Source organism: Cryobacterium sp. 10C3, assembly GCF_034314285.1.
Taxonomy (GTDB): Bacteria; Actinomycetota; Actinomycetes; order Actinomycetales; family Microbacteriaceae; genus Cryobacterium; species Cryobacterium glucosi.
Window position 1 is genome coordinate 508,039 of sequence record NZ_JAVIWF010000002.1, and the last position, 15,819, is coordinate 523,857.

14 protein-coding genes, 1 tRNA gene, 1 other RNA gene and 3 pseudogenes are annotated in these 15,819 nt (G+C 66.1%); 13 read left to right on the forward strand and 6 right to left on the reverse strand.

The window, feature by feature from the left end; all coding sequences use genetic code 11:
• Positions 1 to 79 precede the first annotated feature (79 nt).
• The 3 genes and pseudogenes from RGU41_RS02995 to RGU41_RS20700 all read left to right on the forward strand — a co-directional run.
• Entirely contained in the window at positions 80 to 475 is a 396-nt protein-coding gene (locus RGU41_RS02995; protein ID WP_322135489.1) for a hypothetical protein, read from the forward strand.
• Positions 476 to 555: 80 nt separating this feature from the next.
• Positions 556 to 963 (forward strand): EamA family transporter, encoded by a 408-nt coding sequence (locus tag RGU41_RS03000; RefSeq protein WP_322137285.1) that lies wholly within the window; start codon positions 556 to 558, stop codon positions 961 to 963.
• Positions 964 to 1,022: 59 nt separating this feature from the next.
• A pseudogene (locus tag RGU41_RS20700) lies at positions 1,023 to 1,202 on the forward strand (ArsR/SmtB family transcription factor); the annotation flags it as partial.
• Between the two features lie 459 nt (positions 1,203 to 1,661).
• Here the strand turns inward: RGU41_RS20700 and RGU41_RS03010 are convergent.
• Genes RGU41_RS03010 through RGU41_RS03020 form a run of 3 tightly spaced genes read right to left on the reverse strand, consistent with a single transcriptional unit; the run spans position 1,662 to position 4,187 of the window.
• Positions 1,662 to 2,324: a pentapeptide repeat-containing protein gene (locus RGU41_RS03010; protein ID WP_134559444.1), complete on the reverse strand. Its 663-nt coding sequence runs from the start codon at positions 2,322 to 2,324 to the stop codon at positions 1,662 to 1,664.
• A 2-nt stretch (positions 2,325 to 2,326) separates the two neighbouring features.
• Positions 2,327 to 2,830 carry a nitroreductase family deazaflavin-dependent oxidoreductase gene (locus tag RGU41_RS03015; RefSeq protein ID WP_134559442.1) on the reverse strand — a complete coding sequence of 168 codons (504 nt, stop codon included), beginning with the start codon at positions 2,828 to 2,830 and terminating at the stop codon, positions 2,327 to 2,329.
• Between the two features lie 43 nt (positions 2,831 to 2,873).
• Entirely contained in the window at positions 2,874 to 4,187 is a 1,314-nt protein-coding gene (locus tag RGU41_RS03020; RefSeq protein WP_322135491.1) for an MFS transporter, read from the reverse strand.
• 85 nt (positions 4,188 to 4,272) lie between these two features.
• On the opposite strand from RGU41_RS03020, the gene prfB reads away from it, so the two are divergent.
• From prfB to RGU41_RS03065, 9 genes and pseudogenes are all read left to right on the forward strand, one after another.
• On the forward strand, positions 4,273 to 5,385 hold the full coding sequence (gene prfB / locus RGU41_RS03025) for a peptide chain release factor 2 (RefSeq protein ID WP_134447297.1): 1,113 nt from the start codon (positions 4,273 to 4,275) through the stop codon (positions 5,383 to 5,385).
• A 90-nt stretch (positions 5,386 to 5,475) separates the two neighbouring features.
• A complete protein-coding gene (gene ftsE / locus RGU41_RS03030; RefSeq protein ID WP_134447299.1) occupies positions 5,476 to 6,801 on the forward strand; it encodes a cell division ATP-binding protein FtsE in 1,326 nt (441 codons plus the stop codon).
• Positions 6,798 to 7,712 carry a permease-like cell division protein FtsX gene (gene ftsX / locus RGU41_RS03035; protein WP_134447301.1) on the forward strand — a complete coding sequence of 305 codons (915 nt, stop codon included), beginning with the start codon at positions 6,798 to 6,800 and terminating at the stop codon, positions 7,710 to 7,712. Before ftsE ends, ftsX begins: the two co-directional genes overlap by 4 nt.
• Positions 7,713 to 7,801: 89 nt before the next feature.
• On the forward strand, positions 7,802 to 8,278 hold the full coding sequence (smpB, locus tag RGU41_RS03040) for an SsrA-binding protein SmpB (RefSeq protein ID WP_134447303.1): 477 nt from the start codon (positions 7,802 to 7,804) through the stop codon (positions 8,276 to 8,278).
• A gap of 90 nt (positions 8,279 to 8,368) precedes the next feature.
• Complete coding sequence (locus RGU41_RS03045) at positions 8,369 to 9,343, forward strand: hypothetical protein (RefSeq protein WP_134447305.1); 975 nt, start codon at positions 8,369 to 8,371, stop codon at positions 9,341 to 9,343.
• Between the two features lie 119 nt (positions 9,344 to 9,462).
• Positions 9,463 to 9,848: a transfer-messenger RNA gene (gene ssrA, locus RGU41_RS03050) on the forward strand.
• A 127-nt stretch (positions 9,849 to 9,975) separates the two neighbouring features.
• A complete protein-coding gene (locus RGU41_RS03055) occupies positions 9,976 to 10,635 on the forward strand; it encodes a dihydrofolate reductase family protein (RefSeq protein WP_134559434.1) in 660 nt (219 codons plus the stop codon).
• A gap of 46 nt (positions 10,636 to 10,681) precedes the next feature.
• Positions 10,682 to 11,104 (forward strand): annotated as a pseudogene (locus RGU41_RS03060) (SulP family inorganic anion transporter); the annotation flags it as partial.
• A gap of 136 nt (positions 11,105 to 11,240) precedes the next feature.
• Positions 11,241 to 12,404: a SulP family inorganic anion transporter gene (locus tag RGU41_RS03065; RefSeq protein ID WP_322135492.1), complete on the forward strand. Its 1,164-nt coding sequence runs from the start codon at positions 11,241 to 11,243 to the stop codon at positions 12,402 to 12,404.
• Positions 12,405 to 12,422: 18 nt separating this feature from the next.
• On the opposite strand, the gene RGU41_RS03070 is transcribed toward RGU41_RS03065, so the two are convergent.
• Both RGU41_RS03070 and RGU41_RS03075 read right to left on the reverse strand, forming a co-directional pair.
• Positions 12,423 to 13,028, reverse strand: coding sequence for a septum formation family protein (locus tag RGU41_RS03070; protein WP_322135493.1), 606 nt, complete (start codon positions 13,026 to 13,028; stop codon positions 12,423 to 12,425).
• Positions 12,985 to 13,847 (reverse strand): annotated as a pseudogene (locus RGU41_RS03075) (inositol monophosphatase family protein). The gene RGU41_RS03070 and the pseudogene RGU41_RS03075 overlap by 44 nt, the downstream one beginning before the upstream one ends.
• A gap of 132 nt (positions 13,848 to 13,979) precedes the next feature.
• Between RGU41_RS03075 and RGU41_RS03080 the strand changes: the two are divergent.
• A tRNA-Lys gene (locus tag RGU41_RS03080) sits at positions 13,980 to 14,054 on the forward strand.
• 260 nt (positions 14,055 to 14,314) lie between these two features.
• Here the strand turns inward: RGU41_RS03080 and RGU41_RS03085 are convergent.
• The gene (locus RGU41_RS03085; protein ID WP_322135494.1) at positions 14,315 to 15,424 is read right to left on the reverse strand and encodes a tyrosine-type recombinase/integrase; all 1,110 of its coding nucleotides are present in this window, start codon (positions 15,422 to 15,424) and stop codon (positions 14,315 to 14,317) included.
• Positions 15,425 to 15,819: the final 395 nt, after the last annotated feature.

Sequence of the window (15,819 nt, forward strand, 5' to 3'; positions counted from 1 at the left end):
CCGTCCCGTCACCCGCTAGCCTCGAATTCGAGCGCGATCCGCGCGGCACGACATCGTGAACGAGACAGGGGCGCCCGGCGTGACGGCGAAATCCAAACGGCTGGCGGGGGCCGGTGCCCAGCTCGTCACCGAGGTCAGCATCAACTACGGCTCCTCGCTCGCCGGACTCGCGATCCCGATCGTCGGTTCCCCCGTCGTCGTCGCGGCCAGGCAGATCGTGATGGCCTGCGCGGTCCTGCCGTTCTACCGACCGAAGCTGTCGACCCTGACGTGGCGGCTGCTCTGGCCCGCGCTCCTTCTCGGACTTGACCTCGCCGTGATGAACCTCGCCTTCTACGAGGCGGTGCACCTGCTCGGGCTCGGCATTGCTGCGACGATCGAATTCCTGGGCCCGTTCTCCCTCGCCCTCTTCACCTCGCGGCGACCGCTCGACTTCATCTGCGCGACCACGGCGGCCGGGGAGTCTTCCTGCTGACCTGGTCCTCCGGAGAGATCAACCTGCTCGGCCTGTTCTACGCCCTCGTCGCGGCGGCGGCGTGGGCCGGGTACATCCTGCTGACCCGACGGGTCGCCGTGACCTTCCCCGGCCTCGAGGGCATCTCGGTCGCGAGCGTCGTCAGTCTCACCCTGCTCGTGCCGTTTGCGCTCCTCACCGTCGACTACACCCGGCTCGACTGGGGTGTGCTCGGGCTGCTGCTCGCGATCGGGGTGCTCTCCTCTGCATTCCCGTACGTGCTCGACACGTACATCCTGCGCCGGATCACCCCGCGGCTCTACGCGATCATCACGAGCTTCGGACCGGTCATCGCGGCGATATTCGGTGTGCTCGTGCTCGGGGAGACTCTGCTGCTCCAGCAGCAGATCGCGATCGTCGTGGTCTGCGTGGCCGCGGGCGCCGCGATCGCGACCCAGCGCGACCGCCCGATCTCCGACCTGGAGGCGACAGCGGGCGCCATTCCCTAGCCAGGAAGTGTCTCGTATATGCGTTTGAGGCTTATATAAGCCGAGTACATACTGAATGCATGCACATCTTGGACTTGCAAACCGCCTTCGATGTCCTCGTCGACGGGAACCGCCGCGCGATTCTCGCCGAATTGCGACTCGGCGACCGCAGCACCGGCCAACTCGCGGCGCACCTGGGCCTCAGCCAGCCCGGAACCTCCCGGCACCTGCGCGCGCTGCGCGAGGCGGGCTTTGTCGCGGTGGAGCCTCGCGCCCAGCAACGCATCTACTCGCTCGCGCCCACAGTGTTCGACGATCTCGACGCCTGGTTGCAGGGGTACCGCCGGGCTGCGGCGGGGAGAGTGATCCGCTGGCCGATTCGGTGCCGGCGACACGTGCAGCGGATGCCGACCCGAGCGGCGCGCAGGCTGCCTCCTTCCCTTCTGCGGTCCCGTCCGCTTCGCTACAGCCGGCGAAGTCCCCGAAGCCAGCGAAGTCCCACAAGAAATCCGCAAAGTCGAAGGCCGGGAAGTCTCGGAAGCCGGCGAAGTCGGGCGGTTCACGGAAGTCCTGAGCCCCCACCGGGCCGGCAAGGTCGAACGCGGGTGTTCCGCCGCTCCGCGGGTGGTGCACCAGACGCGGAGCGGCGGAATACCCGCGCTCGGCTACAGCCCGGAACCGAGCGCGGCGCCGCTACTCGGCGCCGCTACTCGGCGCCGCTACTCGACGATGATGCCCAGGTGATCCGCCATGATCGGGGCGAGGAGGCTCAGCTGGGAGTCGTCGACCGTGGCTCCGCGGAGACCCTCGAGACCACGGATGACGCTGAAATCGCTTCCGCGCAGGTCGACGTCCTTGAGCGTGGCCCTCGTCACGTCGAGAGTGCCGATCCGGCAGTCCCGGAGCTCGAGGCGCTGCACAGTCGCGCTGCCGAGGTCGAGCTCCTCGATGATGCAATTGCTCAGCAGGACATCGTGCAGCTGGGCGTTCCGCAGGTTGACGAAGTCGAGCTTGCTGCCGTCGAACTGCACGGACCGGAGGCTCGACTCGTAGAGTTCGACGGAGCCGAGGCGAGAGTGCTCGACGCGCACGTCGCGCCAGACCGAGCGGGGTGCGCTGAAGATGGCCGCGTGCAGTTCGCCCGCGACGCACTCCGACAGGGTTGCGCCGCGCAGTTTCGCATCGTTGAGCGACACCGTGTGGAATTCGCACTCGCGGAAGGCGACTCCGGTGAGGTCCCGTCCGTCGAAGTCGCAGCCGCTGAAACGCTGTGCTTCGACGTCGGCGCCAGAGACGAGCTCTGAGCCATCGGCATCCGTGAGGTCGTCGAGGCGGATCGGGTCGAGAAGGGGAGGTCTGGTGCCGGAGCGGGCGCGCGCCACGCTCAGTCCTGCGCCGCGGGTGCGGCGGGGCTCTGAACGGCGGAGACAGGCTCTGCGGTTACCGGCTCTGCGGCGAGGGGCTCGAGCACGAAGACGGGGATGATCCGTTCGGTCTTGACCTGGTAGTCGGCATAGTCGGGGTATGCCGCGACGGCGCGTTCCCACCACGCGGCGCGTTCGTCGCCGGTGACCTCGCGGGCGACCATGTCCCATTTCCGGGTGCCGTCCTGCAGTTCGACCTCGGGGTGGGCGACCACGTTGGCGTACCAGACCGGGTTCCGCGGTGCGCCGCCGAGCGAGGCGATCGCCGCGTAGCTGCCGTCGTGCTCGACGCGCATCAGCGGGGCCTTACGGATCTTGCCGGACTTCGCACCGAGCGTGGTCAGCACGATGACGGGCATGCCGCGCATCGTGGTGCCCTGCTCGCCGCCTGAGCTCTCGTAGAGGGCGACCTGGTCGCGGACCCACTGCTGTGGGCTGGGTTCATATTCTCCGATGAGGGGCATGACACCATTAAACGTCACTGCACTGGGGAACATTCCACATCGGTCATTCCCGGCCGGGCAGCGTTCCGGGGGTCCCCGACGCTGGTCCGGGCTTGATTCCGGGCCGGGGGCGGCGGGGAACGTAGCGCGGGATGTACCGGCCGAGCAGCACGGCGCCGATCAGCCCGAAGGCGCCCATCACGCCGCTCGCGAGGGAGATCGACACGATCGTGAGCCCGGCGACGGCGACCGGGGCGACCGCGCTGCCGAAGTCGCCGGTGAACCGCCACGCTCCGAGGAACGGTGCCGGGTTGTCCTTGGGGGCGAGGTCGGCGCCGAGTGTCATCAGGATTCCGCTGCCGATCCCGTTCGCGACCGACAGGAACATCGCGACACCGATGAGCCACTGCACGTTGGTGGACAGGTCATGCGTGAACGCGAGGACGAGGAGGCCGAGGCCGAGGCCGATCATCGAGGGGAGCGCGCTCCACATGCGACCGTAACGGTCCATGATCTGGCCGCTCGCGTAGAACAGGGCGAAGTCGATGCCGCCGGCGATGCCGATGATGAGCGCGATGTCCGGCTCGCTGATGCCGATGCTGACGGCCCAGAGCGGGATGAGGACGGCGCGGGCCGACCGCATCGCGCCGACGAGGCCCGCGCCGGTGCCGAGCCGGAGGAGGACGCCACGGAAGCTCCAGATGGTCTGGAACAGGCCCTGGCTCTCCTCCTCCGCGAGTTCCTGGCCGGCCGGGCGCACGGTTCCATCCGGGGACGTCGCGAGTTCGGGAGTGCCGAAGGTGCTCGCGGGGTCCGGCAACAGCAGGAGCACGAGGGCCGCGCCCAGACACGCGACGACGAACACCCAGAACACGGCCTGGGTGCCCCCGGTGAAGCGGATGACCGCGGTCGCGATGAAGGGGCCGACGAACCAGCCGCCGCGAAAGATTCCGCCGAGGGTCGACAGCGCACGCGCCCGGTAGGCGACCGGCACGTAGCTCGTCATGAAGGCATGCCTGGCGAGGGAGAAGATCGCCGTCGCGAGGCCGACGATGAAGATCCCGACGCCCAGCACGAGCGGGTTCGGGGCGACCAGGCAGACGAGGATCGCGATGATCGCGAGGAACGATGCCCAGATCATCGCGTTGCGCTCGCCGATCCGGGAGACGACCCAGCCGCTCGGGATGTCGCCGATGAGCTCGCCGACCATGATCATCGCGGCGATGAACCCCGCCATGGCGAGTGACGCCCCGAGGTTGTTGGCCACGATCGGGATCAGCGGGATGATCGCACCCTCACCGACGGAGAAGAGGAACGTCGGCAGGAAGGCGGCAAGGGCCACCGAGCGCAGGCTGAAGGGGCGTTCGGTGCTTGTCATGACTCCTCGATGCTACCCGGGTGCGCAGCCGCGCCCGGGTGGGCACCAGCCCGCGACCTGCGACGCCGGGTAGGCTGGGCAACAAATGATTGAGCTGGACATTTCGGAGCAGATCGCCGCATTGCGGGCCACCTTCGGCGACATTCGGGCCGTGATCGACATCGATCAACTGCGCACCGACATCGCCGACCTGAACGACCAGGCCGGCGCCCCCGACCTGTGGGACGACTCGGAGCACGCCCAGAAGGTCACGAGCGACCTCAGCCACCGCCAGTCGGAGCTCGCGCGCATCGAGAGCATCGAGTCCCGGCTCGACGACCTCGAAGTCCTCGTGGAGATGGCCAACGACGGCGAGGGCGACGAGGAGTCGGCCGAGGAAGCCACCGCAGAGCTCGCGAGCCTGCAGAAGGTACTCGGCGAACTCGAAGTGCACACCCTTCTCAACGGCGAATTCGACGAACGACCCGCCGTGATGACCATCCGCTCGGGCGCCGGTGGCGTCGACGCCGCCGACTTCGCCGAGATGCTGATGCGGATGTACCTGCGCTGGGCCGAACAGCACGACTACCCGGTGACGGTGCTGGACGTCGGATACGCGGAAGAGGCCGGCATCAAGTCCGCGACCCTGCAGATCGATTCGCCGTATGCCTTCGGCACGCTGAGCGTCGAGGCCGGCACCCACCGGCTCGTGCGGATGAGCCCGTTCAACTCCGCGGGCAAGCGCCAGACCTCTTTCGCCGCCGTCGAGGTCGTGCCGCTCATCGAGCAGACCGAGTCGATCGAGATCCCGGACACCGACATCCGCGTGGACGTGTTCCGGTCGAGCGGACCCGGCGGCCAGTCCGTCAACACGACGGACTCCGCCGTCCGGATCACCCACCTCCCGACCGGCACGGTGGTGAGCTGCCAGAACGAGAAGAGCCAGATCCAGAACCGCGCGGCCGCCATGCGGGTGCTGCAGTCCCGGCTGTTGCTGATCCAGCGCGAGCAGGAAGCCGCGACCAAGAAGGAATTCGCCGGCGTCATCACGGCGAGCTGGGGCGACCAGATGCGCAGCTACGTGCTCGCCCCGTACCAAATGGTCAAGGACCTCCGCACCAACTATGAGGTCAACAATCCCACCCAGGTCTTCGACGGCGACCTCGACGGTTTCATCGCCGCCGGCATCCGCTGGCGGAAGCAGGCACCGCAGGATTGAGCCCAATTCGGCGGTTCCTGCCTGTGAGGAAAAGCTTGCCGGTATGTCGAACTGGCAAAACACAGGATGCCTGCCTAGGCTCAAGGGGCCATGATCCGTTTTGACAGCATCACTAAGAAATATCCGGGAACGACCCGACCGGCCCTCGACGACATCAACGTCGAGGTTCTGCGCGGCGAGTTCGTCTTCCTCGTCGGTGCATCCGGTTCGGGTAAGTCAACCTGCCTGCGGCTGATCCTCAAGGAGGACAAACCCACGAGCGGGCGCATCCACGTGCTCGGACAGGACCTGCGGTCGATCTCGAACCGCAAAGTCCCGTACTTCCGGCGCAACCTCGGAGTCGTCTTCCAGGACTTCCGGCTGTTGCCGAACAAGAGCGTGTTCGAGAACGTCGCCTTCAGCCTGCAGGTGATCGGCAAGTCGCGCGGCTTCATCCAGGAGGCCGTTCCTGACACGCTCAAGATGGTCGGACTCGCCGAGAAGGCGCTCCGGCTGCCCCACGAACTCTCCGGCGGTGAGCAGCAGCGGGTCGCGATCGCGCGAGCCATCGTCAACAAGCCCCAGGTGCTTCTCGCCGACGAGCCGACCGGAAACCTCGACCCCACCACGAGCGCGGGCATCATGGCCCTGCTCGAGCGCATCAACGCGGGCGGCACGACCGTGGTCATGGCCACGCACGAGGCCGGCATCGTCGACCAGATGCAGCGCCGGGTCATCGAGCTCTCCGGCGGCAAGATCGTGCGCGACGAACGCCAGGGTGGTTACGCGACCGCAGGCATCCCGATCATTCCGCTCGGAGCTGGCCTGCACCGGAAGCCGGCCATCGACCCGCAGCACACCGTGTCAGCACTTGCGCCGAGCGCACTGCCGTCGGTGTTCGCCCCGGCGAACCAGGCAAACCAGGCGAACCCGATGGCCCCGGCCACTCCTGCCCTCACCCACCCCTCCGCACCCGTGCCCGCGCCGCTCGTGCCAGCGGCCGTTCCCGTTCCTGCTGCACCCATCACGCCGGTCGTCATCGTCCCCGACGCCCCGGCTCGTGCGGGCGCCCTCGCCGAGACGGGCGCAGACGCTGCGGCCCCGGCCACGCCGCCCGCCGCCATTCCGCAGCCGTTCGGCGAGCAGGCCATGGCTATTGCCTCAGATTCCGGCATGCCCCTCCCGCTGACCTCGGCGATCTTCCTGCCCGGCCGCGAGCAGCAGGCGGATGCCGCGACGACGCCAACCGGGACCGGTGCAGACGATTCCCCGTCAGATGCGGGTGCTGCCGAGCAACCGAAGTACATGTCGCGTCCGATGGCACCTACCCAGGACGACGTTCTCGACCAGCTCACCCTGGCCGAGAGGCTGGGGCTTCGTGCTCCCGGCGAAAAACCAGACCAGACCGGCGAACAGAATGTGGGACCCACCCGATGAGACTCGGACTGGTGCTCTCCGAAGCCGCCAACGGCCTGCGTCGCAATGCCTCGATGGTTGTCTCTGTCGTGCTCGTGACCTTCATCTCGCTGACCTTCGTCGGCGCTGCGATCCTGATGCAGATGCAGATCGGCCAGATGAAGAACTTCTGGTACGACCGCGCCCAGGTCGGAATCTACATGTGCACCGCGATCTCACCGGGGGAGACCTGCACCGGGGGAGAGGCGAGCCAGGGTCAGATCGACGCCGTCAAGGCCCAGCTCGAGTCGCCGACGCTCTCGCCGTTCGTGGACAAGTACTATTTCGAGACGCATGAACAGGCCTTCGAGAACTTCAAGAAGCAGTTCGCAGGCAACCCGGTCGCCGACTATGTGACTCCGGAGCAACTGAACCAGACCTTCTGGGTGAACCTCAAGGACCCGTCCCAATCGGATGTGCTCGTGGAGAGCCTGTCCGGCGTGGCCGGGGTCGAGAACGTCGCTGACCAGCGCAAGTACCTCGACCAGATCTTCTCCGTGCTCAATGCGGCGAGCTACACGGCGATCGGTATCGCCTCGCTCATGCTCGTGGCTGCAGCGTTGCTGATCGCCACCACCATCCGGCTGTCGGCCTTCTCGAGGCGGCGTGAGCTCGGCATCATGAGACTCGTCGGTGCATCGAACCGGTTCATCCAGACGCCGTTCATCCTCGAGGGCGTCTTTGCGGCGCTGCTGGGATCGCTTCTGGCAGGTGGTGCGGTCCTTGCCCTCGTGCAATGGTTCGTCCAGGGCTTCCTCGGTTCCCGGCTGACAGGCTTCTCGCTTGTGGGCATGCAGGATGCGCTCCTCGTCGTGCCGATCCTGCTGGTGGTCGGCGCGGTACTCGCGGCCTTCTCCGCCAACTTCGCCATCACCCGCTACCTGAAGGTCTAGCCGTTCGTCCGAACGGCTCGAGGCCGAGAGCTAGACTGGTGGGCTGGCCGGTACCGGTCTGCCCACCCACCGACGTTGAGGAGTAACCCGTGCCCAGGGAAATCGGCGAAAAGGTCGTCTCGACCAATCGCAAGGCACGCCACGACTACCTCATCGAGGAGACGTACGAGGCCGGAATGGTGCTCACCGGGACCGAGGTGAAATCCCTGCGCGCCGGCCGCGCCTCGCTCGTCGACGGCTATGCCTTCATCGAGGGCGGCGAAGCCTGGCTCGACGCCGTGCACATCCAGGAATACATGGCCGGTACCTGGACGAACCACCCGCCGCGGCGCAAGCGCAAACTGCTGCTGCACAAGCAGGAGATCATCAAGATCAGCCACAAGACCAAGGAGGGCGGCTACACGCTCGTTCCCCTGCGGATCTACTTCAGCAACGGCAAGGCCAAGGTCGAGATCGCCGTCGCCAAGGGCAAGAAGGAATACGACAAGCGCCAGACGCTCCGTGAGCGCCAGGACAAGCGCGAGTCCGACCGCGCGATGTCCGCGCGCAAGCACCTCGGCGACTGACACCCGGTTGAATCGCCCGCCCGTCGGACGAGCGGGCGACGGCATCCGCACGCGTCGATGCGGCGGATGCGGGGCGTTACGATGAAGGCAATGAGTACAGCCGACGCGGAATACAACGCCTTCGGCCCCTGGGTGGACGCGGTGCGGACACTGGATGAGGTCCCGCGGCTGTTTCGCGACTTCGGGTGCGATCCCACGTCGGAGCGCCTCGTGCTCAAGGTGCCGCGGAACATCCCGCGCAGGGACGCGGATCCGACCATGGACCTCTATGACCACCTGATCATCGCGGGGAGCGACGCCCTCACCGTGCTGAGCAGGACAGGTTCGGCATACGCCGGCTCGACTCTGCCCTACGACGCCGTCGTTGCCATCGAGGACAGCGTCGACCTCACCGACGGGCGCCTTCGGGTGTACTCCCGGGACGGCAGCGTGCTCCAGGTCGGCTACAACGGCTCCTCGCGCGAGGTCGTCAGCGGATTCGTCGACATGCTCCGTGACATGTCGCTGGGCTTGGGAGTGACGTTCGGCTCACACGACGCCGCAACGGCCGCTGCTTCGATGCTGACTTTCCCGGTCGGCCCCGCCATCGACCGGCGGCCCAATGCCGTCCTCAACTCTGCCGTATTCCGGGCAACCGACGCGGACCTGATGGCGGACTGGACGAATCTGCGGGATCGCGAGCCGGAACTCCACCTCTACGCCGCGCATCCGCGTGAGCGGGTTCGGGCGACCGGCGGCTTCATGGCGCGGGTGTTGAACCTGTTCCGTCCGACTGTGCTGCACGGCGCCATCGTCTGCGGGACCGACGCGGAGGTTCAAGTGCTGTCCCGTCGCGACTGGTTCGGTCTGGCCGATCGGTCCGAATTGTCGAGCTCCCGGCTGATCGTGTTCCTGGCGCGGTTGGAGTCGGTCACCGTGCAGCGGCATCCGCGTTACGCCGAGGCGAGTATCGTCACGGTCCGGTCTGGTGCTGCGCGCATCGATGTGATCGTTCCCGGCGACTCCGAGGCCGAGCGCGTCCTGCTGGCCGTCGCCCCGCATTCCGGCAGAAGTGTTGTAGACTGAAGGGCTGCACGATCAGTTCGAAAAGAACGAGTGCAGTATTGACAACTCAACAGCGTGTGACAGGACCCACTCATTCCGCCGCACGTCGGTGGCGCCGAACAATGGCGACGAGTGCTCATGGGGATGATCGGTTTCGACATTGCCTGCGCAATTGTGAGAAGCGGGTCGAGGATGCAGGGTTAACTCGTTAACGCTCCCTGCAAAACAATAAGTGCCAAAACAAACCGCACTGACTCTGCTTCTGCTTACGCCCTCGCGGCCTAAGTAAAGCAACTAGAGAGTCCGTCAGGCCGGGAATGCTCTCTACCCGGACCCTGACGTCATTTAGAGAGATTGCTCCTACTCTGAGCCGCGGGGTGTAGGGGGACTTAAACGAGGGCTGGGCTCGTCGGATTAGCTGACAGTGGCAAATTCCGGAGCCGAGTAGAACGACTTCACTGGATACACCCGTAGAAGGCATATGACCACAGCAGTGGACGGGGGTTCAATTCCCCCATCTCCACCATCGGTTCCTGTCACACGCTCTTGAGTCCTCGAGTCTCGGACCGTCGGTCGTGAGCTCGTGACCCCTTGAGCCCGTGGGTCGAATCACCATAGTGTGATTCCCTACGACCACGACTCCAGGAGATGACATGTCCCTCGTCCGCGTGCACAACTTCTCGGTCTCCCTCGACGGCTTCGGCACCGGAGAAGGCCAGGAACTCGACGCTCCCTTCGGACACGCAGGCTCCCGGCTCCTGGAATGGGCGATCGCGACACGCACCTTCCGCGAGATGGGCCTTCACGGGGAGTCTGCGGCATCCTTCGGCGTCGACGATGCGTTCGCCAGCGCCTGGGGTCCCGGGATCGGCGTGGAGATCATGGGCCGCAACAAGTTCGGCCCGGTGCGTGGTCCCTGGGAGGACGAAGAGTGGAAGGGATGGTGGGGCGACAACCCGGTGTTCCACACCCCCGTGGTCGTGCTGACGCACCATCCCCGGCCGATGCTCGTGATGGACGGCGGAACAACCTTCCATTTCGTTGATTCCGACCCCGTCTCGGCGCTCGAACAGGCTCGCGCCCTGGCCGGCGACCGCGACGTCCGGGTCGGTGGCGGCGTCAGCACGGTTCGACAGTTCCTCGAGGCCGACCTGATTGATCACATGCATATCGTCCTCGTACCGATCGTCCTGGGCCGGGGCGAACGACTGTGGGACGGACTCGAAGGGCTCGAGCAACGCTTTGACATCGAGGCGACCCCTTCTCCGTCCGGAGTCGTCCATCTGGTCTTCACCCGTCGCACGGCTCGGTAGTCCGCCGCGCGCTTTCGGGGCATGATGACCTCGGACGAGGAGTCTCATGGCCGACACCGGACTGCGGAAATGGGCGCCAGGCGTCGCTACAGCGCTGGGCTATCGGCGCATCTGGCTGCTGCCCGATCTGCGCGCAGGGGCGATCCTGACCGCCCTGCTCATCCCGGTCGGCATCGGCTATGCCGAGGTCGCCGGCCTTCCGCCCGAGTCCGGCCTGTTCGCCACGATCGTTCCTCTTCTCGTCTACGCCGTCGTCGGGCCGTCCCGGATCCTGGTGCTCGCTCCCGACTCGGCTCTCGCGCCGATCATCGCCGCGGCCATCCTGCCGCTCGCCGCCGGGGACAGCGCCCGTGCCGTTGCCCTCGCCGGACTCCTGGGAATCATGGTCGGCGCGGTACTCATCCTGGGCGGATTGCTGCGCCTGGGGTTCGTGACCGACCTGCTTTCCAAGCCGCTCCGGGTCGGCTACCTCAACGCACTCGCGGTGATCGTCATTCTGTCGCAGATCCCGCCGCTCCTCGGATTCTCTCTCGTCGGCATCGCCGCTGCGAGATGCGATCGCCATCGTCACCGGCATCGTCGGCGGCCAGGTGAACCCGACCGCGATGCTGTTCGGGATCGGCTCACTGGGTGTCATCGTCGTCCTGGTCTGGACGAAGAGCCGGATCCCTGGGATCCTCGTCGCGGTCGTGGCCTCGATGGTGCTGACGTTCGCCCTCGGCCTCCACGACGGCCTCCCCGTCGTCGGCGCTCTCCCCGCCGGCCTTCCGGCACCCGCCCTCGCCGGCCTGCAGGGGGCAGATGTCGTCGGCCTGGCCCTTCCCGCGCTCGGGATGGCGCTCATCGCCTTCGCGGACACCGCGGTGCTCTCCCGCACCTTCGCCGCGCGCCGCGGGGACAACGTCGACGGCAGCCAGGAGATGGTGGCGGTCGGCGCTTCGAATCTGCTCGCCGGCCTGTTCGGCGGGTTCCCCATCTCGGCGTCGTCGTCGCGTACTGCCGCCGCTGAGAGCGCCGGGGCGCGCTCTCAACTCGCCGGAGTGGCCGGGGCTGTCCTCCTCGTTCTGTTCATGCTGCTCGCACCCGGCCTCACGGACTTCCTGCCATCCGCCACGATCGCGGCCGTCGTGATGGTCGCGGCGGCGGGGCTCGTCGACATCACGGGATTCGTCGCCCTCGTGCGGATGAGCAGGACCGATGCCTTCTTGTCCGTCGCTGCTTTCTTCGGCGTGCTCGTCGTCGGCGTGATCGAAGGGATCATCGTCGCGGTCGTCTTGTCGCTCGGCGAATTCGTCGGCCACGCCTGGCGGCCGTATCGTGCGGAGCTGGGTCGCATTCATGGCCTCCGGGGCTACCACGACCTGTCCCGGCACCCGGAAGGCGAGCGCCTGCCCGGAATCGTCATCGTGCGTTTCGACGCGCCGCTCTTCTTCGCCAATGGCGGGATCTTCGACGACTACGTCCGGGCGACCGTCAGCGCGGCCGGCGCCGACGTGCAAACCGTGATCCTGGCCGCGGAACCCATCACCGATATCGACACCACCGCCGTCGACGAACTGCTCGAACTGGATGAGTTCCTGCAGAAGCGCGGCGCCACCCTCGTTTTCGCGGAGATGAAGGGTCCCGTGAAAGACGTCCTGCGTCGATACGGCCTCGGCAAACGGTTCCCGCCCGAACGATTCGCCGACACCGTCGGCGCTGCCGTCGACGCGGCGACCGGGACGCTGCGGGGCGACCTCGACGGCACGCAGTGGGACCGTGACGCCTGACCTCGTGATGTCAGGGCATCAACGGCGGGCCTGGGCGAGGGTTCCGGTCACGGGGCCGGCGGGGTCGTCGATCAGGCACGAGACCAGGTGGCTGCCGGAGATCGTCCAGCCGTCCTCCGGCGGAACGAAGTAGTTGTAATCGAGCTGGGAGCCGTCATAGGCGCTGCCGGTGAAGGCCTCGAACCGGGTTCCGCAGCCGTCTTCGGCCGCCGCGACGACCGCGTCTTCGCCGGGATACGACTCCATCGGCAGGTCGAAGCCCGCGTAGACCTCGAAGGCGTGCACTTCGGCACACGGCACCAGCGTGACGGTGACAGCGGATGCCACATCGGCGTCCCCGACGTTGTCGAGGCAGTCCCCGACTACGACCTTTGACACCTCGATCGGCACGGCCGTGGCTGATGCGGCAAGCGAGGCGGCCCCGTCACTGGCCGAGGGGGCCAGACGGGCGACGGAGGCGCATCCGCTCACCGCAAGCGACAGGCCGAGGGCGAGTGCTGCTGTGGCCGCGGCTCGCGCGATGACGGCGCGCCGGGCAGAGAGGGGGCAACCCGGACCGGCCCGGGGCGCGAGGGTGGCATCAGCCGTGAGGGGCCGTGCCGGCGGTGCCGGCCGCGGACGCACGGAGGACGTCGAGGGTCGCGGCGTGCAGCAGTCCGTTGGTGGCGAGGGAGCTGCCGTGCCAGGGTCCCTCGAGCCCGTCGGCCGAGGTGAAGGTGCCGCCGGCCTCCTGGACGATCGGGGCGAGCGCGGCCATGTCGTATGGCTTGAGGTCGAATTCGGCCACGATATCGAGCACGCCTTCGGCCAGGAGCATGTACGACCACATGTCGCCGTATGCCCGAGTGCGCCACACCGACCGGGAGAGGGCGACAAGCTCGTCGAGGTGGCCGGTCTGGTCCCACTGCTGGATGCTGTTGTAGCTCAGGGACGCGTCGGTGAGGGTCGGGACGCCGGAGACCTGGAGCCGGCGCGGGGCTGCGTCGGGGGTGCGCTCGTCGCTGGACCAGGCGCCGGCGCCGGCTCGCGCCCACCAGCGCTTGCCGAGGGCGGGGAGCTCACCACTCCGACGACGGGGATACCGTCGACAGCGAGGGAGATCAGAGTTCCCCAGATCTGCACGCCGCGCAGGAAACCGGCGGTGCCGTCGATCGGGTCGATGATCCACTGGCGCACGGTCGAGCCGGCGGTGCCGTATTCCTCGCCGAGAATGCCGTCTTTCGGACGTCGTTCCGCGAGGAGGGCGCGGATGGCTCGTTCGACGGCCTGGTCGGCGTCCGTCACGGGGGTGCGGTCCGGCTTGGTCGTGACGACGAGGTCCATCGCGGTGAAGCGGTCGCGGGAGATGGCATCCGCGGCATCGGCGAGTTCGATGGCGAGGGCCAGGTCATCGTCGAGGCTGTAGGTCGAGGCCTCGTCGGAGGCACTGTTTCGGGGAGGAATTGTCGCGTCGGTCACACTCCCAAGGATAGTAATTTCCGCGCGACTCACCGGTGCGCGGCCTCGATTGGCGCCGGGGACGTTTCCGGTGTTATTCTCTAGAGTCGCTTCGGGTCGTCCCGGAGAAACAAATACGCACCTCTAGCTCAATTGGCAGAGCAACTGACTCTTAATCAGTGGGTTCCGGGTTCAAGTCCCGGGGGTGCACCAAAAAGCCAGATTGACCGGCTGTTTTACTGGGTTCCATGTCATTTGGGATCACTTGGAGTCAGCTATTGTCACCTGAATAAGTGTGGAGTAACTGTGGACTTGTGCTAGGTCCACACAAATAGAAAAGCCTCTGACAACCAGCGTTGTCAGAGGCTTTTGTGGTTAAGTATGGACCTGTCGCGTGGAGACCTGGGGCTAAGTCCACACAAATAAAGCTGGCGACATCCGCGCCCGCAGGGCTCACGTTCCTACGATGGCGCTCACAAAACTCTTCGACCGAATTTCGCGCTCACCTTGCGCACATCACTCACCGAAACGTCCCGGCTTATGTAGCTGCGAATGGTTGTACTTAGCTGGCCATGCCCGAGGAGCTTCTGTGCGGCTTCCGGCCCAAACTCTGGGTGGTGGCCAACTTCCGATGCAATCGAGCGCCGCATGGAGTGGGTGCTCGCGAACTCGACCTCGGAACCCGCAAGGGCCGCTCGCATCGAACGACGCAGATTGGCGAGGTTGAGAGGTGCACCTGTGGCGGCATAGAAGATGAGCCCGCCGGTACCTGGTGTATCAACCCGACGGCGCAGAATCTCGATGGCGAAGTCATCCAGGACGACACGGCGGACATCTTTCGCCTTTGTGTAAGGCTGCACAAAATAGAAGCCGGGAATCTCATACTTACGGGCCCCGAGCTTCCTACCTCGCGGGCCCTGGATGGACACGGCCTGGTGAATCGTGATGACGGGAGGCTCTGCCGTCCAGTCGATGTCCTGCACTTGAATGGCGGCAACCTCAGACACTCGGGCACCGAGAGCAAGCTGCAGAGACAGGACGTCGATTAAGTCGGTGCTGCCTTTGCGGGAATTCGGGCCTGGACGCGACCGGTCTTTAGCAGCAATCAGGAGGTCGAACATCTGCTCGGCAGTATCGGGCGTGAGCGTCTCAGGGTCGGCTTTTTCTACTTTGGGGAGGTGTCCCGCTGCATTGACCGCGGTGTTAGAGGCCACGGCATCGTGACGAAGCGCCAAAGTCATTAGGTTGCCGGACACCGCCCGGATGAGTTTTGCTTCGGAGGGGGACTTCTTGTGCTCGTCAAGAATGAGCTTGGCAAACGTGCCCTGTGTTAGCTCGTGAAGGCGGCGTTGGCCGATAGCCGGCAGAATCTGGAAACGGGCGGTGCGCGTGTATCGAGTGACGGTTGCGGATGCCAAATCGGTGTCGTCCAGTTCCGCGATATACAGCTCGATGAGCTGGGCAACCGTTGACATCCGGCTCAGCGCAGGGGTACCGATGCTCGTGGGAGTCTTGACTCGAGCGTCCATCTTGCTCTTGAGGGCAGCCTTCGCTTTGGCTTCCGTATTGGAGGATGCCCGCACTTGCCTGCGCTCCCCGGTCGTTGGGTGTCGCTGCCAAGCTACGGCCCTCCATGCGCCCTCTGAGACCTGCTTGGCGCTGATGTTGCCGTAGGCGCCGAGCTCGAGAACCGGTCTGCCGGCCATTACATAGCTCCGAAGAACGCGACGATGGCATCAGCCGGCCAGCGAGTGGTCCGGCCGATGTGGAGGGGCTTGGGCATGCGACCGGCGACGACCCAGTTGCGTACAGTACCGACGCTAATCTTCGCGTAGGTCGCAACGTCGGTAGCGTCCCAGAGCGGAGCGTAAACGGTGACGGTTGGAGTGGCATTTGGCATGGCGTGTCTTTCAGTTCGGCGACCGAGGTGACAACCTCGATTCGCTATACGCATGCGCGGTAAAGAACAATTTAGCAA